The organism is Paracoccus sp. S1E-3 (genome assembly GCF_013868135.1).
In the GTDB taxonomy this organism is placed as follows: domain Bacteria; phylum Pseudomonadota; class Alphaproteobacteria; order Rhodobacterales; family Rhodobacteraceae; genus Paracoccus.
In genome coordinates, this window is sequence record NZ_JACEMU010000016.1 from 300,061 (window position 1) to 324,633 (window position 24,573).

Annotated in this window: 26 protein-coding genes; 15 read left to right on the forward strand and 11 right to left on the reverse strand. The window is 65.8% G+C overall.

What is annotated here, in order from left to right; all coding sequences use genetic code 11:
- Positions 1-25 precede the first annotated feature (25 nt).
- On the forward strand, positions 26-754 hold the full coding sequence (locus H1S04_RS16005) for a Crp/Fnr family transcriptional regulator (protein ID WP_181746516.1): 729 nt from the start codon (positions 26-28) through the stop codon (positions 752-754).
- A 6-nt stretch (positions 755-760) separates the two neighbouring features.
- Here H1S04_RS16005 and H1S04_RS16010 read toward each other — a convergent pair whose 3' ends face one another.
- Genes H1S04_RS16010 through H1S04_RS16020 form a run of 3 tightly spaced genes read right to left on the reverse strand, consistent with a single transcriptional unit; the run spans position 761 to position 3,787 of the window.
- Positions 761-1,690, reverse strand: a complete 930-nt coding sequence (locus tag H1S04_RS16010) for an extensin family protein (protein WP_181746517.1) — start codon at positions 1,688-1,690, stop codon at positions 761-763.
- A gap of 1 nt (position 1,691) precedes the next feature.
- On the reverse strand, positions 1,692-2,996 hold the full coding sequence (locus tag H1S04_RS16015) for a L,D-transpeptidase (protein WP_255435656.1): 1,305 nt from the start codon (positions 2,994-2,996) through the stop codon (positions 1,692-1,694).
- Between the two features lie 38 nt (positions 2,997-3,034).
- The gene (locus H1S04_RS16020; RefSeq protein WP_181746518.1) at positions 3,035-3,787 is read right to left on the reverse strand and encodes a GntR family transcriptional regulator; all 753 of its coding nucleotides are present in this window, start codon (positions 3,785-3,787) and stop codon (positions 3,035-3,037) included.
- A gap of 250 nt (positions 3,788-4,037) precedes the next feature.
- Here H1S04_RS16020 and H1S04_RS16025 point away from each other — a divergent pair, with 250 nt between their 5' ends.
- Together H1S04_RS16025 and H1S04_RS16030 are read left to right on the forward strand one after the other, a co-directional pair.
- Complete coding sequence (locus H1S04_RS16025; protein WP_181746730.1) at positions 4,038-4,685, forward strand: ribonuclease HII; 648 nt, start codon at positions 4,038-4,040, stop codon at positions 4,683-4,685.
- An 89-nt stretch (positions 4,686-4,774) separates the two neighbouring features.
- Positions 4,775-5,890, forward strand: a complete 1,116-nt coding sequence (locus H1S04_RS16030; protein ID WP_181746519.1) for a site-specific DNA-methyltransferase — start codon at positions 4,775-4,777, stop codon at positions 5,888-5,890.
- Positions 5,891-5,990: 100 nt separating this feature from the next.
- On the opposite strand, the gene H1S04_RS16035 is transcribed toward H1S04_RS16030, so the two are convergent.
- The gene (locus H1S04_RS16035) at positions 5,991-7,115 is read right to left on the reverse strand and encodes an alkane 1-monooxygenase (RefSeq protein WP_181746520.1); all 1,125 of its coding nucleotides are present in this window, start codon (positions 7,113-7,115) and stop codon (positions 5,991-5,993) included.
- A 105-nt stretch (positions 7,116-7,220) separates the two neighbouring features.
- A complete protein-coding gene (locus H1S04_RS16040; protein WP_181746521.1) occupies positions 7,221-8,090 on the reverse strand; it encodes a branched-chain amino acid aminotransferase in 870 nt (289 codons plus the stop codon).
- Between the two features lie 146 nt (positions 8,091-8,236).
- Here H1S04_RS16040 and H1S04_RS16045 point away from each other — a divergent pair, with 146 nt between their 5' ends.
- Both H1S04_RS16045 and H1S04_RS16050 read left to right on the forward strand, forming a co-directional pair.
- The gene (locus H1S04_RS16045; RefSeq protein ID WP_181746522.1) at positions 8,237-8,761 is read left to right on the forward strand and encodes a MarR family winged helix-turn-helix transcriptional regulator; all 525 of its coding nucleotides are present in this window, start codon (positions 8,237-8,239) and stop codon (positions 8,759-8,761) included.
- Positions 8,758-9,459 carry a response regulator gene (locus tag H1S04_RS16050; protein ID WP_181746523.1) on the forward strand — a complete coding sequence of 234 codons (702 nt, stop codon included), beginning with the start codon at positions 8,758-8,760 and terminating at the stop codon, positions 9,457-9,459. The genes H1S04_RS16045 and H1S04_RS16050 overlap by 4 nt, the downstream gene beginning before the upstream one ends.
- Before the next feature lie 56 nt (positions 9,460-9,515).
- Here H1S04_RS16050 and H1S04_RS16055 read toward each other — a convergent pair whose 3' ends face one another.
- Together H1S04_RS16055 and H1S04_RS16060 are read right to left on the reverse strand one after the other, a co-directional pair.
- Positions 9,516-9,839: a DnaJ family domain-containing protein gene (locus tag H1S04_RS16055; RefSeq protein WP_181746524.1), complete on the reverse strand. Its 324-nt coding sequence runs from the start codon at positions 9,837-9,839 to the stop codon at positions 9,516-9,518.
- Positions 9,839-12,931, reverse strand: coding sequence for a valine--tRNA ligase (locus H1S04_RS16060; RefSeq protein WP_181746525.1), 3,093 nt, complete (start codon positions 12,929-12,931; stop codon positions 9,839-9,841). Before H1S04_RS16060 ends, H1S04_RS16055 begins: the two co-directional genes overlap by 1 nt.
- 112 nt (positions 12,932-13,043) lie before the next feature.
- Here H1S04_RS16060 and H1S04_RS16065 point away from each other — a divergent pair, with 112 nt between their 5' ends.
- On the forward strand, positions 13,044-14,012 hold the full coding sequence (locus H1S04_RS16065; protein ID WP_181746526.1) for a diacylglycerol kinase family protein: 969 nt from the start codon (positions 13,044-13,046) through the stop codon (positions 14,010-14,012).
- Complete coding sequence (locus H1S04_RS16070; RefSeq protein WP_181746527.1) at positions 14,012-14,764, forward strand: metallophosphoesterase; 753 nt, start codon at positions 14,012-14,014, stop codon at positions 14,762-14,764. Before H1S04_RS16065 ends, H1S04_RS16070 begins: the two co-directional genes overlap by 1 nt.
- 9 nt (positions 14,765-14,773) lie before the next feature.
- Here H1S04_RS16070 and dapB read toward each other — a convergent pair whose 3' ends face one another.
- Positions 14,774-15,583 (reverse strand): 4-hydroxy-tetrahydrodipicolinate reductase, encoded by an 810-nt coding sequence (gene dapB / locus H1S04_RS16075; RefSeq protein WP_181746528.1) that lies wholly within the window; start codon positions 15,581-15,583, stop codon positions 14,774-14,776.
- Positions 15,584-15,656: 73 nt separating this feature from the next.
- Here dapB and rbfA point away from each other — a divergent pair, with 73 nt between their 5' ends.
- The 4 genes from rbfA to H1S04_RS16095 are packed head-to-tail and all read left to right on the forward strand — an operon-like array spanning position 15,657 to position 18,279.
- Positions 15,657-16,076, forward strand: a complete 420-nt coding sequence (gene rbfA, locus H1S04_RS16080) for a 30S ribosome-binding factor RbfA (protein ID WP_181746529.1) — start codon at positions 15,657-15,659, stop codon at positions 16,074-16,076.
- Positions 16,060-16,824, forward strand: coding sequence for a phosphodiester glycosidase family protein (locus H1S04_RS16085; protein WP_181746530.1), 765 nt, complete (start codon positions 16,060-16,062; stop codon positions 16,822-16,824). Before rbfA ends, H1S04_RS16085 begins: the two co-directional genes overlap by 17 nt.
- Positions 16,825-16,876: 52 nt before the next feature.
- Positions 16,877-17,779, forward strand: coding sequence for a tRNA pseudouridine(55) synthase TruB (gene truB / locus H1S04_RS16090; RefSeq protein ID WP_181746531.1), 903 nt, complete (start codon positions 16,877-16,879; stop codon positions 17,777-17,779).
- Entirely contained in the window at positions 17,779-18,279 is a 501-nt protein-coding gene (locus H1S04_RS16095) for a GNAT family N-acetyltransferase (RefSeq protein ID WP_220185261.1), read from the forward strand. The genes truB and H1S04_RS16095 overlap by 1 nt, the downstream gene beginning before the upstream one ends.
- Here the strand turns inward: H1S04_RS16095 and H1S04_RS16100 are convergent.
- Genes H1S04_RS16100 through H1S04_RS16110 form a run of 3 tightly spaced genes read right to left on the reverse strand, consistent with a single transcriptional unit; the run spans position 18,269 to position 20,926 of the window.
- Positions 18,269-19,111 carry a C40 family peptidase gene (locus H1S04_RS16100; protein WP_255435657.1) on the reverse strand — a complete coding sequence of 281 codons (843 nt, stop codon included), beginning with the start codon at positions 19,109-19,111 and terminating at the stop codon, positions 18,269-18,271. The two genes, H1S04_RS16095 and H1S04_RS16100, sit on opposite strands and share 11 nt — an antisense overlap.
- Positions 19,108-20,490, reverse strand: coding sequence for a M17 family metallopeptidase (locus tag H1S04_RS16105; protein ID WP_181746532.1), 1,383 nt, complete (start codon positions 20,488-20,490; stop codon positions 19,108-19,110). The genes H1S04_RS16100 and H1S04_RS16105 overlap by 4 nt, the downstream gene beginning before the upstream one ends.
- Positions 20,491-20,548: 58 nt before the next feature.
- Positions 20,549-20,926, reverse strand: coding sequence for a hypothetical protein (locus H1S04_RS16110; RefSeq protein ID WP_181746533.1), 378 nt, complete (start codon positions 20,924-20,926; stop codon positions 20,549-20,551).
- 147 nt (positions 20,927-21,073) lie between these two features.
- Between H1S04_RS16110 and H1S04_RS16115 the strand changes: the two genes are divergently transcribed.
- From H1S04_RS16115 to H1S04_RS16130, 4 genes are read left to right on the forward strand one after another with little or no spacing between them, the layout of a single operon-like run.
- On the forward strand, positions 21,074-21,721 hold the full coding sequence (locus H1S04_RS16115; RefSeq protein WP_181746534.1) for a carbonic anhydrase: 648 nt from the start codon (positions 21,074-21,076) through the stop codon (positions 21,719-21,721).
- Positions 21,721-22,908, forward strand: a complete 1,188-nt coding sequence (locus H1S04_RS16120; protein WP_181746535.1) for an MFS transporter — start codon at positions 21,721-21,723, stop codon at positions 22,906-22,908. The genes H1S04_RS16115 and H1S04_RS16120 overlap by 1 nt, the downstream gene beginning before the upstream one ends.
- Positions 22,901-23,941, forward strand: a complete 1,041-nt coding sequence (locus H1S04_RS16125; RefSeq protein ID WP_181746536.1) for a glycosyltransferase family 4 protein — start codon at positions 22,901-22,903, stop codon at positions 23,939-23,941. Before H1S04_RS16120 ends, H1S04_RS16125 begins: the two co-directional genes overlap by 8 nt.
- Positions 23,938-24,561 (forward strand): glycosyltransferase family 29 protein, encoded by a 624-nt coding sequence (locus tag H1S04_RS16130; protein ID WP_181746537.1) that lies wholly within the window; start codon positions 23,938-23,940, stop codon positions 24,559-24,561. The genes H1S04_RS16125 and H1S04_RS16130 overlap by 4 nt, the downstream gene beginning before the upstream one ends.
- The last annotated feature ends 12 nt before the right edge of the window (positions 24,562-24,573 follow it).

A 24,573-nucleotide genomic window follows, 5' to 3' on the forward strand; every position in this document is an offset into this window, starting at 1 on the left:
TCCGCGAGCCGTTCAAGGAAATGCCGTGGCACTGTCAGACTATTTCATCCGCTATCTGGAACGTCGGGATCAACTGAGCGCAGCCGAGCGCGCACGCCTGAAAGCGCTGAAGACGCGGCAGGTGCGCTTCAACGGCGGTGATGTCATCGTCGCGCGCGACGTGATCGTCGATCAAAGCTGTCTGATGCTGCAGGGCATGTCGGCTCGGGTGCATTTTCTGTCGCGCGGCAAGGACCGCGTGATTTCGGCTTTGCACGTGCCGGGCGACTTCGTCGATCTGCACGGCTTCGTACTGGCAGGGCTGGAACACACCATCCTCGCCATGGGTCCGACCGAGGTCGAATTCGTCAGCCACGATCAGCTGCTGGAGATCACCAACGACTGGCCGCACCTGACGCGGCTGTTGTGGATGTCGACCACCATCGACGCCGCCATCCATCGGCAATGGCTGGTCGCGGCGGCATCGTTGCGGTCGAGCGCCCATCTGGCGCATCTGCTTTGCGAGCTTTACACCCGCCTCAGCTCGGTCGGGGCGGCGCGGGATTATCGCTTTACCCTGCCGCTTCTGCAGCGCGACCTGGCCAATATCCTTGGCTATTCGCCCATCCATATCAACCGCGCCGTCCGCGACCTGCGCGAACGCGGGCTGATCCGCTGGTCCGGGACGGAAATCGAGATTCTCGACTGGCGCGGTCTGGTGGCGCTGGCGCAGTTCAAGCCCGACTATCTGGACATGGAGCAGCTGAGTCGCTGAGCGCGCTTATTCGCACAGCCGCCAGCCGCCCTTGCGGACCGCGCCGTCGAAATGCAGATGATCGTCATGGGCCGCGTTCGACCCCGGCCCGAGAACGGTGGTGAAATACAAGCAGGCGCCATATCGAATGGCCTTCTGGAACGCTTCTTCGATCCCGCCACTGTCATCGCGCGGTTCGATCAGCATCTCCTCGCCATTGGAAAAGCGCAGGCCGGCGACATCGAAGGCGTTGCCAAGCGCATGTTCAGACAGCTTGTCCGACGCGCCGCCCACTCGCGCCCGGCACTGATAGGTCGAACCGGGCAGGATTTCGGCGATCCGCGGTGCGCCGGGCAGCAGGGCGGCGGCCGGTTGGGCCTCGGCACGCAGCCACAGCGCCAGACGCCGGGCGGTATCACAACGCATCAATGCGCCACCCGCGATGGTCACGCCGGGCTGCAGGCTGTCAACCTGAATTGGCCGGGCAATGCCGCAATCGGCATCCTCAGGCGAGGTCATCGGCGCGACCTCTCGGTAACCAACGCCCAGCATGTTCAGGTTCATCAGGCAGAAGCGATAGGGCAAGGCGCCCTCGGCCAAGGCCTGCCAGGCAGGCGGCCCGGCGGGCACGGGATCGGTCGCGGGCGCGGTCGGGGGCGGCGCGGGCGCGGCATCCGTGCCGCCTGATGAAGGGGGCGCAGGATTCGCGGCATTTGGCTGGGGGGGCACCGCATCGGTCGCGCTTGGCTGGTCGGCTGCGGCATCCGTCGCGTCCGGCTTTGACACAGCTTCGGGGCGCGCGGGTGGCCGGACGCTGTCGGTCAGCGCACCATTCTGGCCGCGATCAGCCGCTTCGGGCGCCGTGCTGCCGGGGGGCCGATGGGGCGGTTCCTGCGCCTGCGATGGCGCCGACATCATCGCCACACCCAGGATCGTCGCCAGAAGCCACCCTGTCATCCTAGCGCCCGCGCGGGACGTAGCCACCGGGCAGAACTGCGCCGGGCGGTTGGATCACCTGCGGCGCGATGCCGGCTGCGGGGGCGGCCGCCGCCGGCAGCGCAGTTGCCGGCACGGCGGCCGGAACCGCATCGGGCGAACGCAACATATGCGGTGGACGCGCCACCGGCGCGGCCGAGGAGACCAGCACCGTCGAGGTCTGCGCGGCAAGTTGCGGCACCGAGGCCGCCAGCGCAGCAGAAGCCGCCACCGCGGCCTGCACGGCTTTCGAGGTTCCCCGCGCCTCGCCCATCACGTCGGCCAGCGAGGTGCCCTTTTCCAGAAACTCGACCGAGGTGACGCCGGGCTGAACCATATGGGCCAGTTCCTCGGCGTCCCAGTTGGTCATGCGCACGCAGCCATGCGATTCACTGACGAACAGCCGCGACGGTGTAGGCGTGCCGTGCAACCCATAGGTCGGCTTGCTCAGCGCGATCCACACGGTTCCGACCGGGCCGTTCGGCCCCGGCGGCAACACGAGCACCGATTTGTTGGACCCCTGGGTGAAATTGATATTCGGGTTATAGGTATATTCGGGGTTCATGGCGACGGCCCGAACCATGTGGGTTCCGCTGGGCGACGGCGTCTCGGCCGAACCGATCGTGGCGGGATAATTCACCACCATATGGCCCTCGGCATCATAGGCGGCGACGCGGTTGGTGCCTTTTTCGACAAAGACGCGGGTCACCTTGGCGCGCAGCGGTTTCGTTGGCGCGATCACCCGGATCGTTGCCCCCGCGGTCAGCGGCACCCCCGGATTCAGCGCGGCGATGAGGTTCTCGTGCATGTGGAACCGCTCGCCCAGCTTCTCGGCCACGCTGGTATAGCCCAGAGAGGTCATATTCGCCTTTTCGAGGTAATCGGTGGGAATATGCGTGGTCAGCTGCGTCACATCAGCATCGGTGATGGTATAGCTGGTGGTCATCGGGCCGCCCGCGAAGGGCAGCAGCGCCGCCCAGACCTGCGGGTCCATCACGCCATCCGCCGGCAGCCCGCTGCGGCGTTCGAAGGCGGCGATGGCGCTGCGGCTCATTCCGCCCTTGATGCCGTCGATCACCCCCGGCGACACGCCGGCGCGATCCAGCATGACCTGCACCTTGGCTGTCAGCGCCGACTGGCCCGATGGCAACGCGCCGCCGGTATAGGTGGCAGCTTCGATCGCCTCGGCGCTGATCGGCGCGGCGGCGGCGAGGTTCGGAACGGACAGGGCAAGCGCCGCCAGCCAGGCGGCGCAACGCAGGGGGGAAATCATCGCGGTCTCCAGCATCGGGGCGGGTCACTCGTAGCGCAGTATGGCGCGCAAATTCAACGCGCGAAACTGACGCGATGCCCCGGCGGATAGACCCGACGCGAATGTGATAGCGCGCGACCGTCGCACCACAGCGTGCGGTCCAGCGTCAACACCGGCTGGCCCTTTTCCGCGCCCAGCTCGGCCGCGCATTCGCCCGTCAGCCGTGTGGCGAGGATTTCCAGCCGCCCCGAGATCTGGTCGATCGACTGGCGCATCCATTCCAGCGGCTCGGCCGATTGCAGCATTTCGTCGGTCAGCTGCGCGGCGTCATGCTGGGCCAGATAGCCGACTTCAACGCAATAGGGCGCATCATCGGCGGTGATCACGGCGCGATAACGGATCAGCCGCTCGGCCTGCGGCACATGCATGATCGACGCAATATCTTCCGGCGCGGAAACAGTGATCTGACCGGCCAGATGATAGGCATAGGCGGCGCCGGTGGCCTCGACCTCGGTGCGAATCGGCATCGCCTCGACCCCGGCTTCCGGGACACGGGTATCGGAAACGCGCGTCCCCACCCGACGGCGGCGCTGCAGGATCCCGTCCTGGGCCAGCTGGCTCATCGCGCGGTTGACGGTGGCGCGCGCGCAACCCAATTCGGCGGCGAGCTGATGTTCGGTGGGGATCAGCTGCCCAGCCACCCATTCACCCGTGCGAATGCGGCGCAGGATTTCCGACTGCACGGCCTGCCAGGTGTTCAGCACCTGCCGACCGGCCGGTCGCAGAGTCCCCTCGGCCAGGGATGATTCACCTTTTGCAAGCAGCATGGTGTTAAAGGACCTCTTGATGGTAAGCAGACATATGAAACCGTGTTTAGGTAAGTAAAGCTGTCCATAAGGTCAAAGAGAACCGATCGGTTCACTCAATGGTGAGATGCTATCGTCATCTCGGGATATCGCACAATGCGTTTATTTTTCCGCTCATTTTCAAATGGATAGCAATACCTCCGCCTTCAACCGCCTTCGTTTCAAACCTGTCGGTGCAAAAACGGAGCAGTCAGAGTATGAGATTATTGCCATGCCCAGTATCACGAATCCGTGCCCTGACTATGCCTATGAGTTGGATGCGCGTCTTGCGGGCGCCCGGCGCGTAGCTGGAGTGGACGAAGCGGGACGCGGGCCGCTGGCCGGTCCGGTCACCGCAGCCGCAGTCATGCTTGATCCACAACGACTTCCCGCGGGCCTGAACGACTCGAAGAAGTTGGGGGTAAAGCAGCGCGAAAAGCTGGCGGCGGAAATCCGCGCATGTGCCGATTGGGCAGTCGTCCATGTCTGGATCGACGAAATCGACAGGCTGAACATTCTACGCGCCTCGCATGCGGCGATGTGTCGGGCGATCGACCAGCTTCCCACCCGCCCCGATCTGGCGCTGATCGACGGCAATCTGCTGCCCCGCAACCTGCCCGTCCCCGGTCGCGCCGTGGTGAAGGGCGATGCCCTGTCGCTGAGCATTGCGGCGGCGTCGATTCTGGCGAAGACGGCGCGCGACGCGGTGATGGTGGATTTGGCGCAACAGTTCCCCGGCTACGGCTGGGACCGGAACGCCGGATACCCCACCCCGGACCACAAGCGCGCGCTGCTGGAACTCGGCGTGACCCCATATCATCGGCGTTCCTTCGCGCCCGTCCACAACATCTTGTGTAAAGTCCCAACCACAACAGATTGATTCAAATAAATAAATTGACGGCGAATCACCTGTGACTCATCATTCGAGCCATACCAGACCGGGAAAATCCGGCGTTCCGAGAGGCAGAGATGACAGACCCCAAGACCAACGCGTCCGCGCGAACCTTACCGCTTAACCAGATTCTCGCCGGCGATTGTGTCGATGTGATGAACAGCCTGCCGGCAGGCAGTGTCGACCTGATCTTCGCCGATCCGCCCTATAATCTGCAGCTGCGCGGCGATCTGCACCGGCCCGATAACAGCCGCGTCGATGCCGTCGATGATCACTGGGACCAGTTCAACAGCTTCGCCGATTACGACCGGTTCACCCGCGAATGGCTGGCGGCCGCACGCCGCCTGCTGAAGCCCAACGGGGCGCTGTGGGTGATCGGCAGCTATCACAACATCTTCCGCGTCGGCGCCGAGCTGCAAAATCAGGGTTACTGGATTCTGAACGATGTGGTCTGGCGCAAATCGAACCCGATGCCGAACTTCCGCGGCAAGCGGCTGACCAACGCCCATGAGACGCTGATCTGGGCCTCGAAATCCGAATCGGCGAAATACACCTTCAACTACGAAGCCCTGAAAATGCTGAATGAAGGCGTCCAGATGCGATCCGACTGGGTGCTGCCGATCTGCAATGGCGGCGAGCGGCTGAAGGATGACAAGGGCGACAAGGCCCACCCGACCCAGAAGCCCGAGGCTCTGCTGCACCGTGTCCTGATCGGGACCACCAATCCGGGCGATGTGGTGCTGGACCCCTTCTTCGGCACCGGCACCACTGGGGCGGTGGCCAAGATGCTGGGCCGCGACTTCATCGGGATCGAGCGCGAAAGCGGCTATCGCGATGCGGCCAACAGACGGCTGGACCGCATCCGCCGCCTGCATGCCGAAGCGCTGGCGACCTCGACAGGCAAACGCGCCGAGCCGCGCGTGCCCTTCGGTCAGGTCGTCGAACGCGGCATGCTGCGTCCCGGTGAGGAACTGTATTCGATCGGCAACCGCCACAAGGCCAAGGTGCGCGCCGATGGCAGCCTGGCGGGTGGCGACATCAAGGGCTCCATTCATCAGGTCGGCGCCAGGCTGGAGGGTGCCCCCTCCTGCAACGGCTGGACCTATTGGCACTTCAAACGCGAGGGCAAGATGATTCCCATCGACGCGCTGCGCCAGCAGATCCGCGACGAGATGGACGAACGTCCCAACTGACACCTCTCTGACAGTTTCGCCACGTCCGCGCCCCGCTCGTTCGGCACGGACAGACTTCGCCGCCCGCGGACCAGTTCCGCATGGGCGGCTTTTTTTTTGCCTATAGCGCCCCTTTCGGCATCGGCAACTCGGCCCGGTTATAAGGCCCCCAATCCGCGATATCGGGATAGAATTGCCGCCGCCATGCCCGCACACGCGGGTTCATCCTCCGTCGCCACAAAGGCGGGATCATCGCCAGAAAGGTCATGCCGGGATAGCCGAAGGGCAGCTGCGGCGCCTCGTCTTCGGGATAGGTCTGCAGCAGCGGAAACCGGCGGTCGGGCTTGTAGTGATGATCCGAATGCCGCTGCAGATTGATCAGCAGCCAGTTCGAGGCCTTGTGCGCCGCGTTCCAGCTGTGCCGGGGCAGGACATGTTCGTATTTCCCGTCGCCCAGATGACGACGCGTCAGCCCGTAATGTTCGACGTAATTGGTCAGCTCAAGCTGCCAGATCGCCGCGAAGGCCTGCCACACGAACAGCAGCAGCCCCTGCCATCCGCCAAGGATCAGCGCCAGCGCCAGCATCCCAAGCTGCAGCGCCGCATAGCGCCAGAACGGATTGCGCCGGTCAAAGGCCGACCGCCCGGCACGCGCCTGCAAACCCCTTTCGGCCCGCCAGGCGCTTGCCGGCCCCTCGGTCAGCACGCGCCAGAAAAAACGGTGAAACCCCTCATTATAGCGGGCCGAGACGGCGTCGCGCGGCGTACCGACCCAGGCGTGATGAACCAGCAGATGCTCGGTCCGGAAATGCGAATACAGCACCGAGGCCAGCAGCAGATCCCCCAGCCAACGCTCCCATTTCGGGCGCTGATGCAGGAGTTCATGGGCGTAAACCATGCCGATGGTGCCCGAGGCGACGCCGAGGCCGAAGAACAGGCCCAGCTTTTCCCAGCCCGACAGGTCGGACCGGGTGGCATAAAAGATCAACCCGAAGACCAGACAGAACTGCACCGGGAACCAGATCGCCGTGATCGCGCGATACCAGAACAACTGCTCGACCGGCGTCCCGGTATCGGGGTTTTCCTTGTTCAGCCCCAGAACCAGATCCAGCCCGGTGACCAGATACCACGCATAAAGCGGCATCAGGACCCACCACCAGCCTCCCCAGGCGGCGGCAAGGATCGTCAGCGGCACTAGGCCGAGCGACATCCAGAAAGGCAGGGCGGTGCGAAAGGAATGGCTCATGGCGCGCTTATACACCGCCACCGCCCAGGCCGGAACTGCGACCGCTTGCCCCGCATCTTCCGTGTTCCAACACCTCGGGGCCTGCGGTGGAAGGCCGGCCGGCGGTCAGGCCCGCACCAGCGCCTCGTAGGCGGCGGCGATATCTCGGGTGATCTGACCGACCTGATAGTGATGCGTGCCGATCTGTCCCACCGGGGTCACTTCGGCCGCGGTCCCGGTCAGCCAGCATTCGCTGAAATCCGCCAGCTCCTCGGGGCGGATGCGGCGTTCGTGGACGGTGAAACCCTTGTCACGCGCCATCTGAATCACGGTCTGCCGAGTGATGCCGTTCAGGAAGCGGTCGGCCAGCGGCGTATGGATCTCACCATCCCTGACGAAGAAGATATTCGCGCCCGTCGCCTCGGCGACATAGCCTTCCCAGTCATAGAACAGCGCGTCCGAACAGCCCTTCGCCTCGGCGGCGTGTTTCGACATGGTGCAGATCATGTACAGCCCCGCCGCCTTGGCCGCCGCCGGGATGGTTTCAGGGTCGGGACGCTTCCAGTTGCTGATGTCCAGCTTGGCCCCCTGCCATTTCGCATCGCCGTAATAGCTGCCCCATTCCCAGGCGACGATGGCCACGCTGACCGGGTTGCGCGCCGCCGAGACGCCCATATCCGGCCCCGAGGCGCGCCAGGCAATCGCCCGGATATAGGCGTTGCTCAGCCCGTTGGCCTTCAGAACCGCCTCTTTCGCGGCGTCCAGCTCCTCTGCGGAATAGGGGACGGGCATGTCCAGCAACCGCCCGGATTCGATCAGCCGCAGCGAATGTTCATGGCCTTTGAAGATCCTGCCGTCATAGCAGCGCTCGCCTTCGAAAACCGAGGAGGCATAGTGCAGCGCATGGGTCAGGATATGCACCTTGGCATCGCGCCAGTCGACCAGAACGCCATCCATCCAGATCTTGCCGTCGCGGTCGTCGTAGTTTCCAGCCATCTCGCTCTCCTTGTGCCGACATTACGAATCTTGCGCAAAACGACCATCATCAGACCTAATCTTGCGTTCATTGAGCGAAGCGCTAATGATTGATTCTTGGAATGTCAACAAGGCTGACTTAAACTGACCGCAGGACAGGAGATGTCATGAAGGAAACGGCGATCAAGCCAGTCTCGGGTCAGGGCGCGGAAAACCTGCTGTTCCTGACCGACGATCAGATTCGCGGCGGGATCGAGGCGTTCTATTTCGCCTATCGCGCCTTCACCTCGGACCCGGACGAAATCCTCGAAGGGATAGATTACGGCCGTGCCCATCACCGCGCGCTGCATTTCATCGCCCGCAAGCCGGGGCTGACCGTATCGGGGCTGCTGGATATTCTGGGGGTCACCAAGCAATCCTTGAACCGGGTATTGCGGGCGCTGCTGGATGACGGGCTGGTCGAATCCCGCATCGGCAAGCGTGACCGGCGCGAGCGGCTGCTGAATCTGACCGCTGCCGGCATCGATCTGGAACGCCGCCTGTCCGAGGCGCAGCGCGCCCGCGTCCGCGCCGCCTATCGCGCCGCCGGGCCGCAGGCCGTCGCCGGTTTCCGCACCGTGCTGGAGGCGATGATGGACGATGCGGGCGCCCGCCAGTTCCGCGAAATGCGCGGCGCCGAGGCGGCTGAATGAACGATACTGCCCATATCCTTGTCATCGACGACGACGAACGCATCCGCAGCCTGCTGCGCAAGTTTCTGGTCAAGAACGGCTATATGGTGTCCACCGCGACCGATGCCGGCCATGCCCGCAAGATCCTGCGCGGGCTGGAATTCGACCTGATCGTGCTGGACGTGATGATGCCCGGCGAAGACGGGATCAGCCTGACCCGCGACCTGCGCAACCGCATCGCTACCCCCATCCTGCTGCTGACCGCGCGCGGCGAGACCCAGGACCGCATCGCGGGTCTCGAAGCCGGGGCCGATGACTATCTGCCCAAGCCCTTCGAGCCGCGCGAGCTGCTGCTGCGCATCTCGGCCATCCTGCGGCGGGTGCCGCAGGCGCAACCGGCGGGACCGAAATTCATGACTCTCGGCGGCCTGCGTTACGACACCGAGCGTGGGCAACTGTTCGAAGGCGACAGCCACATCCACCTGACCGGAACCGAGGCGGCGTTGCTGCGCCGTCTGGCCGAGACGCCGGGACAGGCCGTCAGCCGTGTCGATCTGACCGTGGATCTGGGCCGCACCCCTTCCGAGGAAACGGACAGTTCGGATCGCGCCATCGACGTGCAGATCACCCGGCTGCGCCGCAAGATCGAGCCCGACCCGAAAGAGCCGCGCTATCTGCAGACGGTACGCGGAGCCGGCTACATGCTGATGCCGGACTGAAGCCTGCGGGGGCCAGCCCCCGCACCCCCGGGATATTTGCCCCAGAGTGAAAGAGATCAGCGCCGAGCGCTGGCGCGGCGGGCGTCGGTGATGATATTTGCACGCAGTTCCAGCAGCGCGATGCGGCGCTGAAGCTGGTGGCGTTCGTCCGGGTCGTCGATCTGGTCGAGGATGGCGCGCTGGCTCTCGACCTCCTTGCGCAGCTGAAATTCCTCGGGAAGGAAGCCCGCATCGGCCATCATGCGGTGCAGCACGTCCTCGGCCTTTTCGCGCAGATATTCGGGGTCGAGGGGTTTGCCCTCGCCCCGCAGGCCACGCAATTCGCCCTTGGCTTCCGCCTCGTCGGCGCGGCGCAGGGCGATGCGTTCGAACCAGTGCATCACATCGCCTTCAACTGCGCCAGCGCGGCGTTGATGCGGGCCAGATCCTCGTCCAGATCGGCGAGTTTCTGGCGGGTTTCCTCGATCACCTCGAAATCGGCATTCTCGACGAATTTCGGGTTGTCGAGACGCTTGCGCAGCCCGTCCGCATCCTTGCCGATCTTACTGGCGTTCTTTTCCAGCCGTGCAGTTTCGGCCGCCACGTCGATCACCTCGCCGATGGGCAGCGCGAAGGACGCGCCGGGGGCGGCCACGGCGATCATGCCCTTGCCGGCCGTGCCATCCTGCGGCGCGTTCACACGGGCCAGCCGCTCGATCAGGGGCGCGTTCGCCGCGAGTGCCGCGCGGGCGCCCTCGTCGGCCTGCGTGACGATCAGGTCCAGTTTGGCGCCGGCCGGCACGCCCATCTGGGCGCGGGCCGAGCGGATGTTCTCGATCAGCTGAATCACCCAGTTCATCTGCCGGTCGGCCTCGGCATCGATCAGGTCGGGGCCGAGTTCCGGCCAGTCGCCATGGACCAGCATTTTCTGGCGTTCGCCGGTTAGCGCCCACAGCTCCTCAGTCACGAAGGGCATGATCGGGTGCAGCAGGCCGTAGCACTGATCCAGCACCCAGCCCATGGTGGCGCGGGTTTCCTCGGCATATTCGCCATCGAACAGCGGCTTGGCGAATTCCACATACCAGTCGCAGACGGTGCCCCAGACGAAGGCGTAAAGCCCGTTCGCGGCGTCGTTGAAACGGTAGGCGCTCAGCGCCTCGTCGGTGGCGGCGGCGGCGCGGGCAACCTCGCCGATGATCCAGCGGTTCACCATGTGCTGCGGATTCGGGCGGTCCCCGCCGCCGCGCACGCCGTTCATTTCGGCAAAGCGCGTCGCGTTCCAGATCTTGGTCACGAAGTTGCGGTTCGCCTCGACATGTTTCGGGCCCAGCTTCGGGTCGCGGCCCATCGCCGCCATCGAGGTCAGGGTGAAGCGCAGGGGATCGGCGCCGAATTCGTCGATCAGCACCAACGGGTCGATGACATTGCCTTTCGACTTCGACATCTTGGCGCCCTTTTCGTCGCGCACCAGACCGTGGACATAGACGGTGTGGAAGGGAATGTCGCCCACCACTTCCAGTTGCATCATCATCATCCGGGCGACCCAGAAGAAGATGATGTCGAAGCCCGTGACCAGCACATCGGTGGGGAAATACTTGCGCATTTCCGGCGTGTCCTCGGGCCAGCCGAGCGTGCCGATGGGCCAGAGACCCGAGGAAAACCACGTATCCAGCACATCGGGGTCGCGCCAGACCGGATAGACCAGTTTCGTCGGATCCTGCGACAGGTTGTAATCCGCCAGCCCCTGCGCGAAGGCGTCGATGGCCGCCTCGCGGTCGGCGACCTCGATCACGCGGGCGATTTCCAAGGGCTGCGGCAGGCCGGCGATATCGTCGCGGAATTTCTCGACCACGCCGTCGAAATGCGGCGCGGCGTGGTGGAAATCGCCCTTCTGGACCAGACCCTCGACCAGCAGTTCGAACAGTTCGACCTCATCCAGCGCGCCATCGCCGTCGTCGTCTTCAAAGTCCGGCGTCTGCAGGTCGAGACCATACCAGACCGGGATCTGATGCCCCCACCACAGCTGGCGCGAGATCGTCCACGGCTCGATATTTTCCAGCCAGTTGAAATAGACCTTGCGGTGCTGTTCGGGCAGGATCTGGGTGCGGCCGTCGCGCACCGCGTCAAGCGCCGGGCCGACGATGCGCTGGGTATCGACGAACCACTGATCGGTCAGCATCGGCTCGATCACCACGCCGGAACGGTCGCCGAAGGGCTGCATGATCGGCTTCTGATCAACCAGCGGGCGCATCTCCAGATGCTCGGCCCCGGTTTCCTTGTCGATTTCCTTGTGCAGATAGGTCACCGCCAGCTTTTCGGCATTGATCTGGTCGATCACGGCCTTGCGGGCCTCGTAACGGTCGAGGCCGCGCAGATCCTCGGGCACGAGATTGACGTTCGAGACATCGCCCACATCCTCGCCCCGCGCGGCGCGGGTGGCGATTTCGGCGCTTTCCTCATAGGACAGACCGTCCTCGCGCATCGCCCCCTTGGTATCCATCAGCGCGTAAAGCGGGATATTGTTGCGCATGGCGACGGCGTAATCGTTGAAGTCATGCGCGCCGGTGATCTTCACCGCGCCCGAGCCGAAATCGGGATCGGGATATTCATCGGTGATGATCGGGATCAGGCGGCGGTATTCCTTGGGGCCGACCGGGATTTCGACCAGCTTGCCGACGATGGGGGCATAGCGCTGATCGTCGGGATGCACGGCCACCGCGCCATCGCCCAGCATGGTTTCGGGGCGCGTGGTGGCGATGCTGATATAGTCGCGGGTCTCGCGCAGGGTGACATTGCCGTCATCGTCCCGCTCGACATATTCATAAGTCTCGCCGCCGGCCAGCGGGTATTTGAAATGCCACATCTGACCGGGAACCTCGCGGTTCTCGACCTCCAGATCGCTGATCGCGGTTTCAAAATGCGGGTCCCAGTTCACCAGCCGTTTGCCGCGATAGATGATGCCCTTGTCGTAGAGATCGACAAAGACCCGGATCACCGCATCGTGAAAATTGCCCTCCTCGCCCTCGGGCGCACCGGGGGCGCCGGACATGGTGAAGGCGTTGCGCGACCAGTCGCAGCTGGCGCCGAGGCGCTTCAACTGGTTGACGATGGTGCCGCCGGATTCCTGCTTCCAGGCCCAGATCTTTTCGACGAAGGCCTCACGCCCAATTTGACGCCGGTTCGGCTCCTGCCGCTCGGCCATGCGGCGCTCGACGACCATCTGGGTGGCGATGCCGGCATGGTCCTGACCGGGCTGCCACAGCGTGTCGAAACCACGCATCCGGTGCCAGCGCACCAGAATGTCCTGCAGCGTGTTGTTCAGCGCATGGCCGATATGCAGGCTGCCGGTCACGTTCGGGGGCGGGATCAGGATGGAAAAGGCCTCGGCCCCCGGCTTGGCATTGGCCCCGGCAGCGAAGGCGTTCGTCGCCTCCCATTCGGCGCTGATGCGGGCCTCGGCACTGGCGGCGTCGAAAGTCTTGTCCATGCTCATCGGTGGTCCCCTGATCTTTGAGAATTGTCCTAGCCCGTCCGGGCGCAAACGCCAAGACCGGGAACCATGGCGGCGCGGGCGGGTTGCCCTGCGGCATGACGAAAGGGCCAGCATGACGGCGAAATTCGACCTCTCGAACGCGCGGGTGGCCGCGATCCTGAACGCCGCCTCGGGCAAGAGCGATGGCAGCGATACCACGGCGCTTCTGGAAAAGCTGGTCGCGCCGGTCAGCGGCAGCTTTGATATCCTGCCGATCCAGAAGGGTCAGGACCTGATTCGGTTGGCCAGCGATGCGGCGAAATCGCATGATCTGGTGATCGCGGTGGGCGGTGACGGCACCCAGGCGGCGGTCGCGCAGGCACTGGCGGATCTGGGTGGCGAGACCGTGATGGGGGTCATTCCCGGCGGCACCTTCAACTATTTCGCCCGCGACCTGCATGTCGGCGATACGCCCGAGGAGGCGATCCAGACCATTCTGAACGCCCGCGTCCAGCCGGTCTCGGTCGGGGACATGAACGGAAAGGTGTTTCTGAACAATGTCAGCCTTGGCGCCTATCCCGAGATTCTCGAAAAGCGCGAGGCGGCGTACCGGAAATTCGGCCGTTCCCGGTTTCTGGCCTATTGGGCGGTGCTGGACGCGTTGAGGGACCTGCGCCACCCGCTGCAACTGACCGCCCATGTGAATGGCGAGACGCTGGAGTTTCAGACCGCGCTCGCTTTCGTCGCCCAGAGCGAGACCCAGCTTGAGAGTTTCGGGCTGCAGGGCGCCGAGGACGTGAAACGCGACCGGCTTCCGCTGTTCGTCGCCAAGGCGAAGACCGGACGCGGGCTGATCGCAGCGGCGTTGCGGCTGGCGCTTGGCCGAACCTCGCATGGCGAGGATTTCGACCTGATCATCGCCGATGATTTCATCATCCATACCGACAGCCCGACCCGCCATGTCGCCCATGACGGCGAACGCTCGCGGGTGCCCGCGCCGTTGAAACTGACCATCCGCAAGGACGCGCTGCGGGTGCTGGTTCCCGCTGATCCGGTATCCGACGACCCCCGCACTCCCACCGCCGGGACCGCGACGAACTGATGCGGATCGCCCTTCTTTCCGACCTGCATATCGGGATGCACCGCACGCGGCTTGTCCAGCCCATGCTTGATGCCATTGCAGATGCCGCGCCCGAACATATCGTCGTCGCCGGCGATCTCGTTCAGCGCGCCCGACCCGAACTGTTTGCCGAGGCGGCCGCCATCCTGGACCAGACCGGCCTGCCCTGGCTATGCGTGCCCGGCAATCACGACATTCCGCTGATGAACCTGCCCGCGCGGTTGCTGCGGCCGTTCCGCGATTACGAAGCCGCCGTCCCCGGCCCGAGAGATCCGCTTCTGGAACTGCCGGGGTTGAAGATCGTCGGCGTCAACTCGACCTTTCCCTATCGCTGGCGCAACGGACGGCTGACGAATCGGCAGATCGCGCGGGTGAAGCACCTGGCGCGGACGGGGCCGGTCATGGTCGTCCAGCACCATCCGATCAGCCTGCTGCCGGGCGAGACGAAGGAGTTGATGCTGAACGCCGATGCCGCCCTTGCCGCCTATGACGAGGCGGGGGTGGATCTGGTGCTGACCGGCCATCTGCATCACTTCAACACCGCGACCTCGGCCAGCGGCATGACGCAGATCCATGCCGCATCGGCGCTGTGCGACCGCAGCGAGGACCCGCCGAACGAGATCGCCATGCTGGATGTGGAGCCGGGCGGCTTTCAGCTGACCCGCATGATCGCGCCGCGCGACGGCGCCGATTTCGTGGCCGAGCCGCCGGTCAGCCTGCCCAGCCGGCACTAGACCGCCGGGTCAGTCCAGCCCCAGCACGTCCAGCATGTCATACTCTCCGGGCCCCTTGTCCTGCCCCCAGATCGCGGCCTGAAGCGCGCCGCGCGCAAATATCGCGCGATCGCTCGCCAGATGACGCAGGACCACGCGCTCGCCCTCGCCGGCGAAGATCACGTCATGCTCGCCCACCACGTCGCCGCCACGGATCGAGGCGAAGCCGATCGCGCCCGGCCGGCGCGGCCCGGTGATGCCGTCGCGCACTGGCCCGCGCAAGTCGTCCAGCGTCACGCCGCGCCCCTCGGCGGCGGCTTCGCCCAGCATCAGCGCGGTGCCCGAAGGCGCATCGACCTTGTGACGGTGATGAGCCTCGACCACCTCGATATCCCAGTCCGTGCCAAGCGCGGCGGCGACCTTCCGGGTCAGCCCCATCAATAGGTTCACCCCAAGGCTCATATTCCCCGCGCGGATGATCGGCGCATGCCGGGCGGCGCGCGCAATCGCGGCCAGATCCGCAGGTTCCAGCCCGGTGGTCCCGATCACATGGACGGCACGGGCCTGCGCCGCCAGTTCGGCATAGGCCACGGTCGCGGCAGGGGTGGTGAAATCGATCACCGCCTGCGTCCCGGCAATCGCGCCGACCGCGTCATCGGTGACGATCACCCCATTCGGCTGCCCACCCATCGCCTCGCCCAGATCGCGGCCGACCCACGGATTACCGGGCCGCACGACCGCCCCGACCAGCCGCACCTTGTCCGAGGCGCCGACGACGCGCACCAGCATCTGCCCCATGCGCCCCGATACGCCCGTGACGACAATCCCCGGCTTGTCCATATCCCGCCTCCTGACCATTTCCCCTTCGCTTAGTCCATTGCGGGGCGCCGCCCAACCCCCTACATCTGCAGCTATGGCACAGAACCGCTTTCATACCGGCCCCGGTCCGTCGCAACGACAGCTTCGCGTGGGCGAACTGATCCGTCACCGCTTGTCCGAACTGCTACTGCGCGCCGAGGTTCACGATCCCGACCTGAACCGCCACTCGATCACCGTGGGCGAGGTGCGCACGTCGCCCGATCTGAAGGTGGCGACGGCTTACGTCATGCCGCTGGGTGGCACCGACAGGGAAGACGCGCTGAAGGCGCTTCGCCGCAACTCGCGCGAGTTGCGCCATATGGTCGCCAAGGGTCTCAACCTGAAATACGCGCCCGAACTGCGCTTTCAGCTGGACGAGACCTTCGACCGCATGGACGATACCCGCCGCCTGTTCGCCGACGAACGGGTTCAGCGCGACATCCGGGCCGATACGGACGATGAAGATCTGGACTGAATTGCGCCGCCGCCTGGGGCTGGCCGCGGGCGCGGTGCTGGCACTTGGCCTGCCGGTCGCGGCCGCCGACTGCGCGCGCATGACTCATGACGGCCAGGGCTATGTGGTCTGCACCGTCCACGCCGCCGAGGAGCCGAAGCTCGGCCTGTGGCTGGACGATGCCAAGGGGCGCAAGCTGAACAATTTCAGCGGCGTCCGCAGCACGCTGGCCGAAGGTCAGGTGCTGGCCTTCGCCATGAACGCGGGCATGTTCCATGCCGATTACGAACCCGTGGGGCTGTTCCGATCGGGCGGGGAAACCCACGGCCAACTGGTGACCGCCGGTGGGGACGGAAATTTCGGCATGCTGCCCAACGGCGTCTTCTGCACCGGCGGTTCGGCCCCGTTCCGCGTCATCGAATCGCGCGCTTTCGCCAAGGCGCAGCCAGAGTGCCGGCTGGCCACCCAGTCCGGCCCGATGCTGGTCATCGAGGGCGAGCTGCACCCGCGCTTTCTGGTCGATTCCGACAGCCGCTATATCCGCAACGGGGTCGGCGTTTCCGCCGATGGGGGCACCGCATGGTTCGCGATTTCCGACCGCCCGGTGACTTTCCACGAATTCGGGCGGCTGTTCCGCGACGGGCTGAAGGCGCGCAATGCGCTGTATTTCGATGGCTCGATCTCGCGGCTTTACGCGCCGCAGCTGCGCCGTAACGATTTCGGCTGGTCGATGGGTCCCATCATCGGGCTGGTGGACAGCGCCGGTTGACGGCGGCTGAGGCCGGGGCTATCCGCTTCGCCTTTGCTAAGGAGGGCGCGCCATGGCACGCAAGAAGGGCCGCGACATCTCGGGCTGGCTGATCGTCGACAAGCCGGCAGGCGTGGGATCGACCGATGTGGTCGGCAGCGTGCGTTGGGCGCTGGATGCAAAAAAGGCGGGCCATGCCGGCACGCTGGACCCCGACGCCACCGGCGTTCTGGCCGTGGCGCTGGGTGAGGCCACCAAGACCGTCCCGCTGCTGACCGAAGCGCTGAAGGCCTATGACTTCACCGTCAACTGGGGCGCGGAGACCGATACCGACGACGCCTCGGGCGCGGTCATCGGCCAGTCGGATGCGCGCCCGACGGCCGACGCCATCAACGCCGCCATGGCCGCCTTCATCGGCGAAATCATGCAGGTCCCCCCCGCTTTTTCGGCCGTGAAGGTGGAGGGGGCGCGCGCCTACGACCTCGCCCGCGAGGGCGAGGCGGTCGAGTTGGCCGCGCGCCCGCTCTATGTCGATGAACTGACCTTGCTGGCCGCCCGCGAGGATCAGGCCGACCTGCACATGGTCTGCGGTAAGGGCGGCTATGTCCGCGCCATCGCCCGCGATCTGGGCCGCGCGCTCGGCTGCCTCGGCCATGTCCAAAGCCTGCGCCGCGTCTGGTCCGGCCCGTTCGAGGTCGAAAACGCGGTGTCTTTCGATCTGATCGACCGCGCCAATCAGGCCGAGATCGAGGCGCGGCTGCTGCCGATCCAGTCCGCGCTTGTCGATCTGCCCGAGATGCGCGCCACCGATCAGGGCGCCGTGCGCATTCTGAACGGCAACCCCGGCCAGGTGCTGGGCATGGCAGATTTCGGCGAACAGGTCTGGGTCAGCCATCAGGGCCGCGCGATCTGCATCGGCCGCTATCTGGCAGGCGAGGTCCAGCCCGACCGTGTCTTCGTCCAAGGAACGGCGTGATGTCGGGCCTGCGGATCCGCCCCGAAACACCTGCCGACGCCGACGCGATTTCGGCACTGACCACTGCCGCTTTTGCGGGTGCCGAACACAGCGACGGAACCGAGGCGGAGATCGTCGCGCGCCTGCGCGCCGCCGATGCGTTGCTGCTGTCGCTGGTGGCGATGCAGGCCGAACAGATGCTGGGCCACGTCGCCTTCTCCGAGGTGACGATTGGCGGCCAGGATCGGGGCTGGGTCGGGCTCGGGCCGGTCTCGGTCCTGCCCGCGCGGCAGGCGGAAGGCATCGGATCGGCGCTGATCCGCGCCGGGCTGTCGCGCCTGCAAACGACCCGCCGGGGCTGCGTGGTGTTGGGCGATCCGGGCTATTACAGGCGTTTCGACTTTGCCGTTACGCCCGGCATCACCTATCCGGGCGTGCCGCCGAAATATTTCATGGCCCTTACCTGGGAAGACCCCGTGCCGCAGGGCGAGGTCGCCTATCACCCCGCCTTCACAGGCTGATCGTCACCGCAGGCGGCCGCCGCGCCCCCCGGAACGGCCCATTCCCCGAAGCGTCGATCCGCGCGATGGCGCTGGCGATATCCTCGTGGATCACCCGCATCTGCCAGGCCGTCGCATGCACCATGCGGCCGTCGCCGCAGGCCATGGCGACATGGCCGGGCCAGAACAGCAGATCGCCGCGCTGGATATCCTCGACCGGCTGGAAAGCATGTTCCTGCAGATCGGCATCGCCCGGACAGGCGATCCCGCAACCATGCAGCGCGGCCTGCATCAGACCGGAACAGTCGATCCCCCCGCGCGAATTGCCCCCCCAGAGATAGGGCGTCCCCATGAGCGATTCCGCCAACACCACCGGATCATCGGCAAAGCGGTCGGAAATCGCCTGCACCGGCACCCATCCGCCCTGCGCCAGCCCGGCAAAGCCGTCGCGGATTTCGGCCACCGAAAGCCGCGCATTGACCGAGAGGCTGGCCATTTCGTGCCGCTTCATGTTCGGCTCGGGATAGATATGGGTCGCCGGCGCGGCGACGCGATGGGTGATGGCGGGCATGTCGGCGTGAAGGTCGCCCTCGACCACCCAACCGACATAGCCGTCCCGCTGCGCCTGCACGAAGGCCCAGCCGTCCGTCCGGTCGATCACCAGAACATCGGCGCCGAAATTCAGCTGACGATCGCGCGGGCCATCCGGGCGCACCCGCAACTCTACCAGCGGCGCCCCGATCCGCGCAGGCGCGCCATCGGTGTATTCGGGGCGTTCGACCACGCCCCTCAGCCGGGACAGCGCCACCCGGTCGGTGGCCGGGGTCAGGCGGCGGTCCAGTTTTACGCTCATTTCCCCAGCAACTCCGGCAGTGCCGCCAGCAGCGCCCGCGCGCCCTGCTGAACGCCGCCCTTGGTGCGGCCCGGCGCGGGCTTCGGCTGCCAGCCGTAAATGTCGAAATGCGCGTAATGCCCCGCGCCTTCGGCAAAGCGGCGCAGGAACAGGGCCGCGGTGATCGACCCCGCCATCCCGCCCGAGGGCGCATTGTCCAGATCGGCGATCCCCGGCTCGATCATCTCCTCATAAGGCTCCCAGAAGGGCATCCGCCAGAGCGGGTCCCAATGGCTGCGGGCAGCCGCCGAGATCGCGGCCGCCGCCGCATCGTCATCACAGTAGAATGGCGGCACATCCGGGCCGAGCGCCACCCGCGCCGCGCCCGTCAGCGTCGCCATGGAAATCAGCCAGTCCGGTTCGTCTTCCGCCGCCAGCGCCAGTGCGTCGGCCAGCACCAGCCGCCCTTCGGCGTCGGTATTGTTGACCTCGACCGTCAGGCCTTTGCGGCTGGTCAGGATATCGCCGGGTCGGAACGCATCGGCGGAAATGGAATTTTCCACCGCCGGAATCAGCACCCGCAGGCGTATTCCGTCGGCCGCGCCGGTTGCGGCCAGCATCTGCGCCAGACCCAGAACGGTCGCGGCCCCGCCCATGTCCTTCTTCATCAAGCCCATGCTGGCCGCCGGCTTGATGTCCAGCCCGCCGGTATCGAAACAGACCCCCTTGCCCACTAGGCTCAGCGCCGGTCCGCCCTCCCCCCGCGTCAATTCGATCAGGCGGGGCGCCTGTGCGGCGGCGCGGCCAACCGCGTGGATCAGCGGAAAGTTCTGGTCCAGCAATTCATCGCCCGTCACCACCTTCACCGCAAAGCCATGCTGCGCGGCCATCGCGCGTGCCGCCGCTTCCAGCGCATCCGGCCCCATGTCATTGGTGGGCGTGTTGATCAGGTCGCGGGTCAGGAACTCTGCCTCGGCCATGGCCAGCAGACGCGCCGCGTCGACGCCTTCGGGCGCGACCAGGCGCGCTTTCGCGCCCTCAGCCTTGCGATAGCGGCCAAAGGCATATTGCGCCAGCAGCCAGCCGAAAGCGGCCTCGGCCGGGTCGAGGCCCTCGGGCCAAGCGACGATCCTCCACGCCCCTTCAGGCAGCGCCATCGCCGCCTTCGCCAGCGCGAAACGTTCGCGCGAGGGGCGGCCAGACGCCTGCTCCACGCCCACAAGCGCCCCCGAAAGCGCCCCATCGGCGCCCGGCAGCAGGCAGACCTGACCGGGCTTCCCGGCAAAGCCGGTCGCCTGGGCCCAGGCGCGGGCGGCAGGATCCAGATCGTCGGGCAAAGCCCCCTGCACCAGCCAGATCGGGCGGGCATCGGCAGTCGGGGCGGCAAATTCGGGTGTCATATCGGCCTCAGGTCCTTGCATCGCGCGCAAGCATGTCACCGCCCTTCCCCATCCGCAACTACAGCCCCGATACCTCATCCCAGATTTCCGTCAGCGAGCGGTTCGCCACCCGCACCGCCCGTGCCAGCGTCGCCGTCAGCGCCACCGCGTCGCTGCGGCGGGCGCAATCGGCCACGTCGATCGCGACCCCGGCGAGCGAGACAAGCCCCACCTGCCATGCCAGACGCGACAGCCGTTCCGCCTGCGCCACAATCGCCCCCTCATCCCCGCGCCGGGCGCTGTCCAGCACTCCCTGAACCGATGTTGCCATCTGCTCCAGCGCCATCTGGATCACCCCTTCGGCCGCGATCTCGCCCAGCTCGTTCACGATATTCTGAATGCGCCCAGCATCGACGCGAATGGGTTCCACCACGCCAAGCGGCGCTATCTTGCTCACGACCTTCACTCCACACCTTCATGTCCCCACACGTCCCGGAAAGATGGCAGCGTGGCGTTATGATTTCCTTACCCGGCTGAGGAAAAATCGCTCGAATTGAAGACAATACCGGCCTATTTGTGAGGGCGCGTGACGAAAGGACAGCCGATGCTCAACGCCAAGCCACTGCCGCATTATCTTGTCAGCCGCTATAACGGCTGGCGTGCGACCACCTTCGCCGAGAACCGCGCCTGGTATAACCGGCTGGCCGAAGACGGGCAGCGCCCGCGCGCGATGATCATTTCCTGCTGCGATTCGCGGGTGCATGTCACCTCGATCTTCGGCGCCGACACTGGCGAGTTCTTCATTCACCGCAATATCGCCAATCTGGTGCCGCCTTATACGCCTGACGGGCACCAGCACGGCACCTCGGCCGCGGTGGAATATGCCGTGAAGGCGCTGAAGGTCGCGCATCTGATCGTCATGGGACACACCAAATGCGGCGGCGTGGCGGGGTGCCATGCCATGTGCTCGGGTCACGCGCCCGAGCTGGAGGAGGAATCCAGCTTCGTCGGCCGCTGGATGGACATCCTGCGCCCCGGCTACGAACGCGTGACCGCGCTGCCCGAGGCCGAACAGGTCCCGGCGCTGGAACGCGAGGCTGTCACCGTGTCGCTGGAAAACCTGATGGGCTTCCCCTTCGTGCGCGAGGCGGTGGAATCGGGGGACATGACCCTGCACGGGCTGATCCACGACATCGGCGACGGCACCCTGCTTCAATATGACGGGCTTGAAGGAAAGTTCGTCCGGGTCTGATGCGGCGTTTCCCGGCTGGAATATGGGTGCTGGTGCTGGGCTATACGCTCAGCCAGTTCTACCGCGCCTTCATGGCGGTGCTGAGCCCGGTCCTGCGGACCGATATCGGCGCAGGGCCGGGCGATCTGGCGATCTCCTCGGGGATCTGGTTCTTCGCCTTCGCGGGGATGCAGGTGCCGGTCGGCACCTGGCTGGACCACTACGGGCCGCGCCGGACGGCATCCGGTCTGATGCTGGTGGCGGCGCTTGGGGCCGCGGTTTTCGCGATGGCGACCGCGCCATGGCACCTGCATGTGGCAATGGCGCTGATCGGGATGGGCTGCGCGCCCGCGCTGATGTCGGCCTATTACATCTTCGCCCGCAACTTTACCCTGCGGGAATTCGGCACTCTGGCCGGGTCCTTCGTGGCGGTGGGCGCGCTTGGCAATATCCTGTCGGCCTCGCCGCTCGAAGCCTATGCCGAGGCGGTCGGCTGGCGCATCGCCATGTGGTCCATGGTCGCAGTGACGCTTGGCGTGGCCGTCGCCGAGTTCCTGTTCGTCCGCGACCCGCAGCGGCTGGACGCCAGCCACCCCACAGGACGGCTGTCCGACATTCTGCGGCTGCGTGCGCTGTGGTTCATCCTGCCGCTGTTTTCGGTGAATTACGCCGCCTCTGCCGCCATTCGGGGGCTATGGGCCGGCCCCTATCTGGAGGAGGTTTTCGACGCCACCGGCCAGACCATCGGGCGCGCCGCGCTGCTGATGGGACTGGCGATGATCGCCGGCAACTTTCTGGCCGGGCCGGCGGTGCGCGCGGTCGGCTCGGTGCGCCGCACCATCCTGATCGGCACGGCGGGCACGGTTCTGGTGATCGGCGGCCTGTGGCTATTCACCGCATACAGCCTTGCGCTGGCGGTCACGCTGCTGGCGATGGTGGGTTTTTCCGGGGCTTCCTATGTGCTGCTGATCGCCCATGGCAGGGCCTTCCTACCGCAACATCTGGTGGGCCGTGGGGTCACATTCCTCAACATGTTCTCCATCGGCGGGACGGGCATGCTGCAATTCGGGTCGCGCCCGATCTATCAATGGGCTTCCGCGCATGGATCGCCCGCGCAGGCCTATGCGACCTTGTTCCTGTTCTTCACCCTGCCGCTTGCGCTAGGCTTGGCATTGTATTTCCTGACCCCCGAGGCCCCCAATGACTGAGCCGAACCCCATCGAGGTCGTCGCCCCCAATCTGAAAAAGCGCCTGTCGGGCGTGACTGCAACGGTGGTGCGACTGATCCCGGTGCAGGCGCGGATGATCGGCATCGTGACCACCGGACCGGGTCTGCCGGCCGAGCTGCCCCATATCCCGCTGGCGCGCGCAGCCACCTTGCCGCGCGAGCGCTGGCGGGTCTGGCACGCGCGGCGCAATACGGAAATGACGCTCGGGTTGATCTATCGCCGCCTGCTTGGGCGGAAATACCGGCTGCTGTTCACCTCGGCGGCGCAGCGCCACCATACCGGTTTCACCAAATGGCTGATCCGCCAGCAGGACGCGCTGATCGCCACCTCGCCTCAGGCGGCCAGCTATCTGGATCGCCCGGCCACGGTGATCCTGCACGGCGTCGATACGGAAATTTTCCAGCCCGTACCCGACAAGCGGGCGCTGCGGGAAGAACTCGGCCTCGCCCCCGATGCGGTGCTGGTCGGCTGCTTCGGCCGGGTGCGGGCGCAGAAAGGGGTGGATCTGCTGGTTCGCGCAGCGCTGCGGCTGTTCCCCGACCGCCCCAGGGCGCAGATGGTCTTCACCGGCCGGATCACCCCGGACAACCAGCAATTCACCGATGCGCTGACGGCCGAAATTGCCGCCGCCGGGCTGAGCGATCGCATCCGTTTCCTCGGCGAATTGCCGTGGGAGGATGTCGTGCGCCACTATCAGGCCATGGACCTGTTCGCCGCCCCCGCCCGCTGGGAGGGGTTTGGCCTGACGCCGCTGGAAGCCATGGCCTGCGGCGTCCCCGTGATCGCCACCCGCGTCGGCGCCTATGAGGCCCTGATCCGCGAGGGCGAGACCGGCTCGCTGGTCCCCCCCGACAATCAGGAGGCGTTGACCCATGCGCTCGCCTATTGGCTGGACAATCCCACCGCCCGCGAAGCCGCCGGCCGCGCAGCGCGCGTGCACGTGGTCGAAAACCACTCGATCGAGGATGAGGCCCGCGCCATCGTCGATGTCTATCGCGGCCTGCTGGCATGACGCCGCTGCGCTTCATCGCCGCGCGCCTGCTGCGGGACGAGGGGATGCTGACCCAGCTTTCCGTGCAGCAGGCAGAGCTGCTTGCCCCCCTGAAGGGCAAGACCGTGGCGCTTGTCGGCAATGCCCGTGCGCTGGCGGACACGCGGCAGGGCGCCGAGATCGACGCGCATGACGTGGTGGTGCGCATCAACCTCGCGCCGATGCCGGACCCGGCCAGCCACGGAACCCGCACCGACTGGCTTGGGCTGGCCACGCGCCTGCCCCGCGCCGAGCGGACCCGCATCAAGCCCGCCCGCATCCTGTGGATGTCGCACAAGCGCAAGCGGCTGGACTATGCCAGCGCCCAATCGCGGGGGTTCTACCTGCATCCACTGACGGATTACGCCGCGCTGAAGGACAGCCTGGGCGCGCAGCCCACCACCGGCGCGATGCTGATCGACCTGTTGCTGCGGTCCGATCTGGCGCGGCTGGACCTGTACGGCTTCGATTTCTTCGCCTCGCAATCGCTCTCTGGCAGCCGATCCGCTGAACAGGTGCCGCATGATTTCAGCAGCGAGGCGGCGTGGGTCGAGGGGCTGATGAAAACGGATCAGCGGTTGCATCTGCACCGGCCGGGATAATTGCAGTTTGGG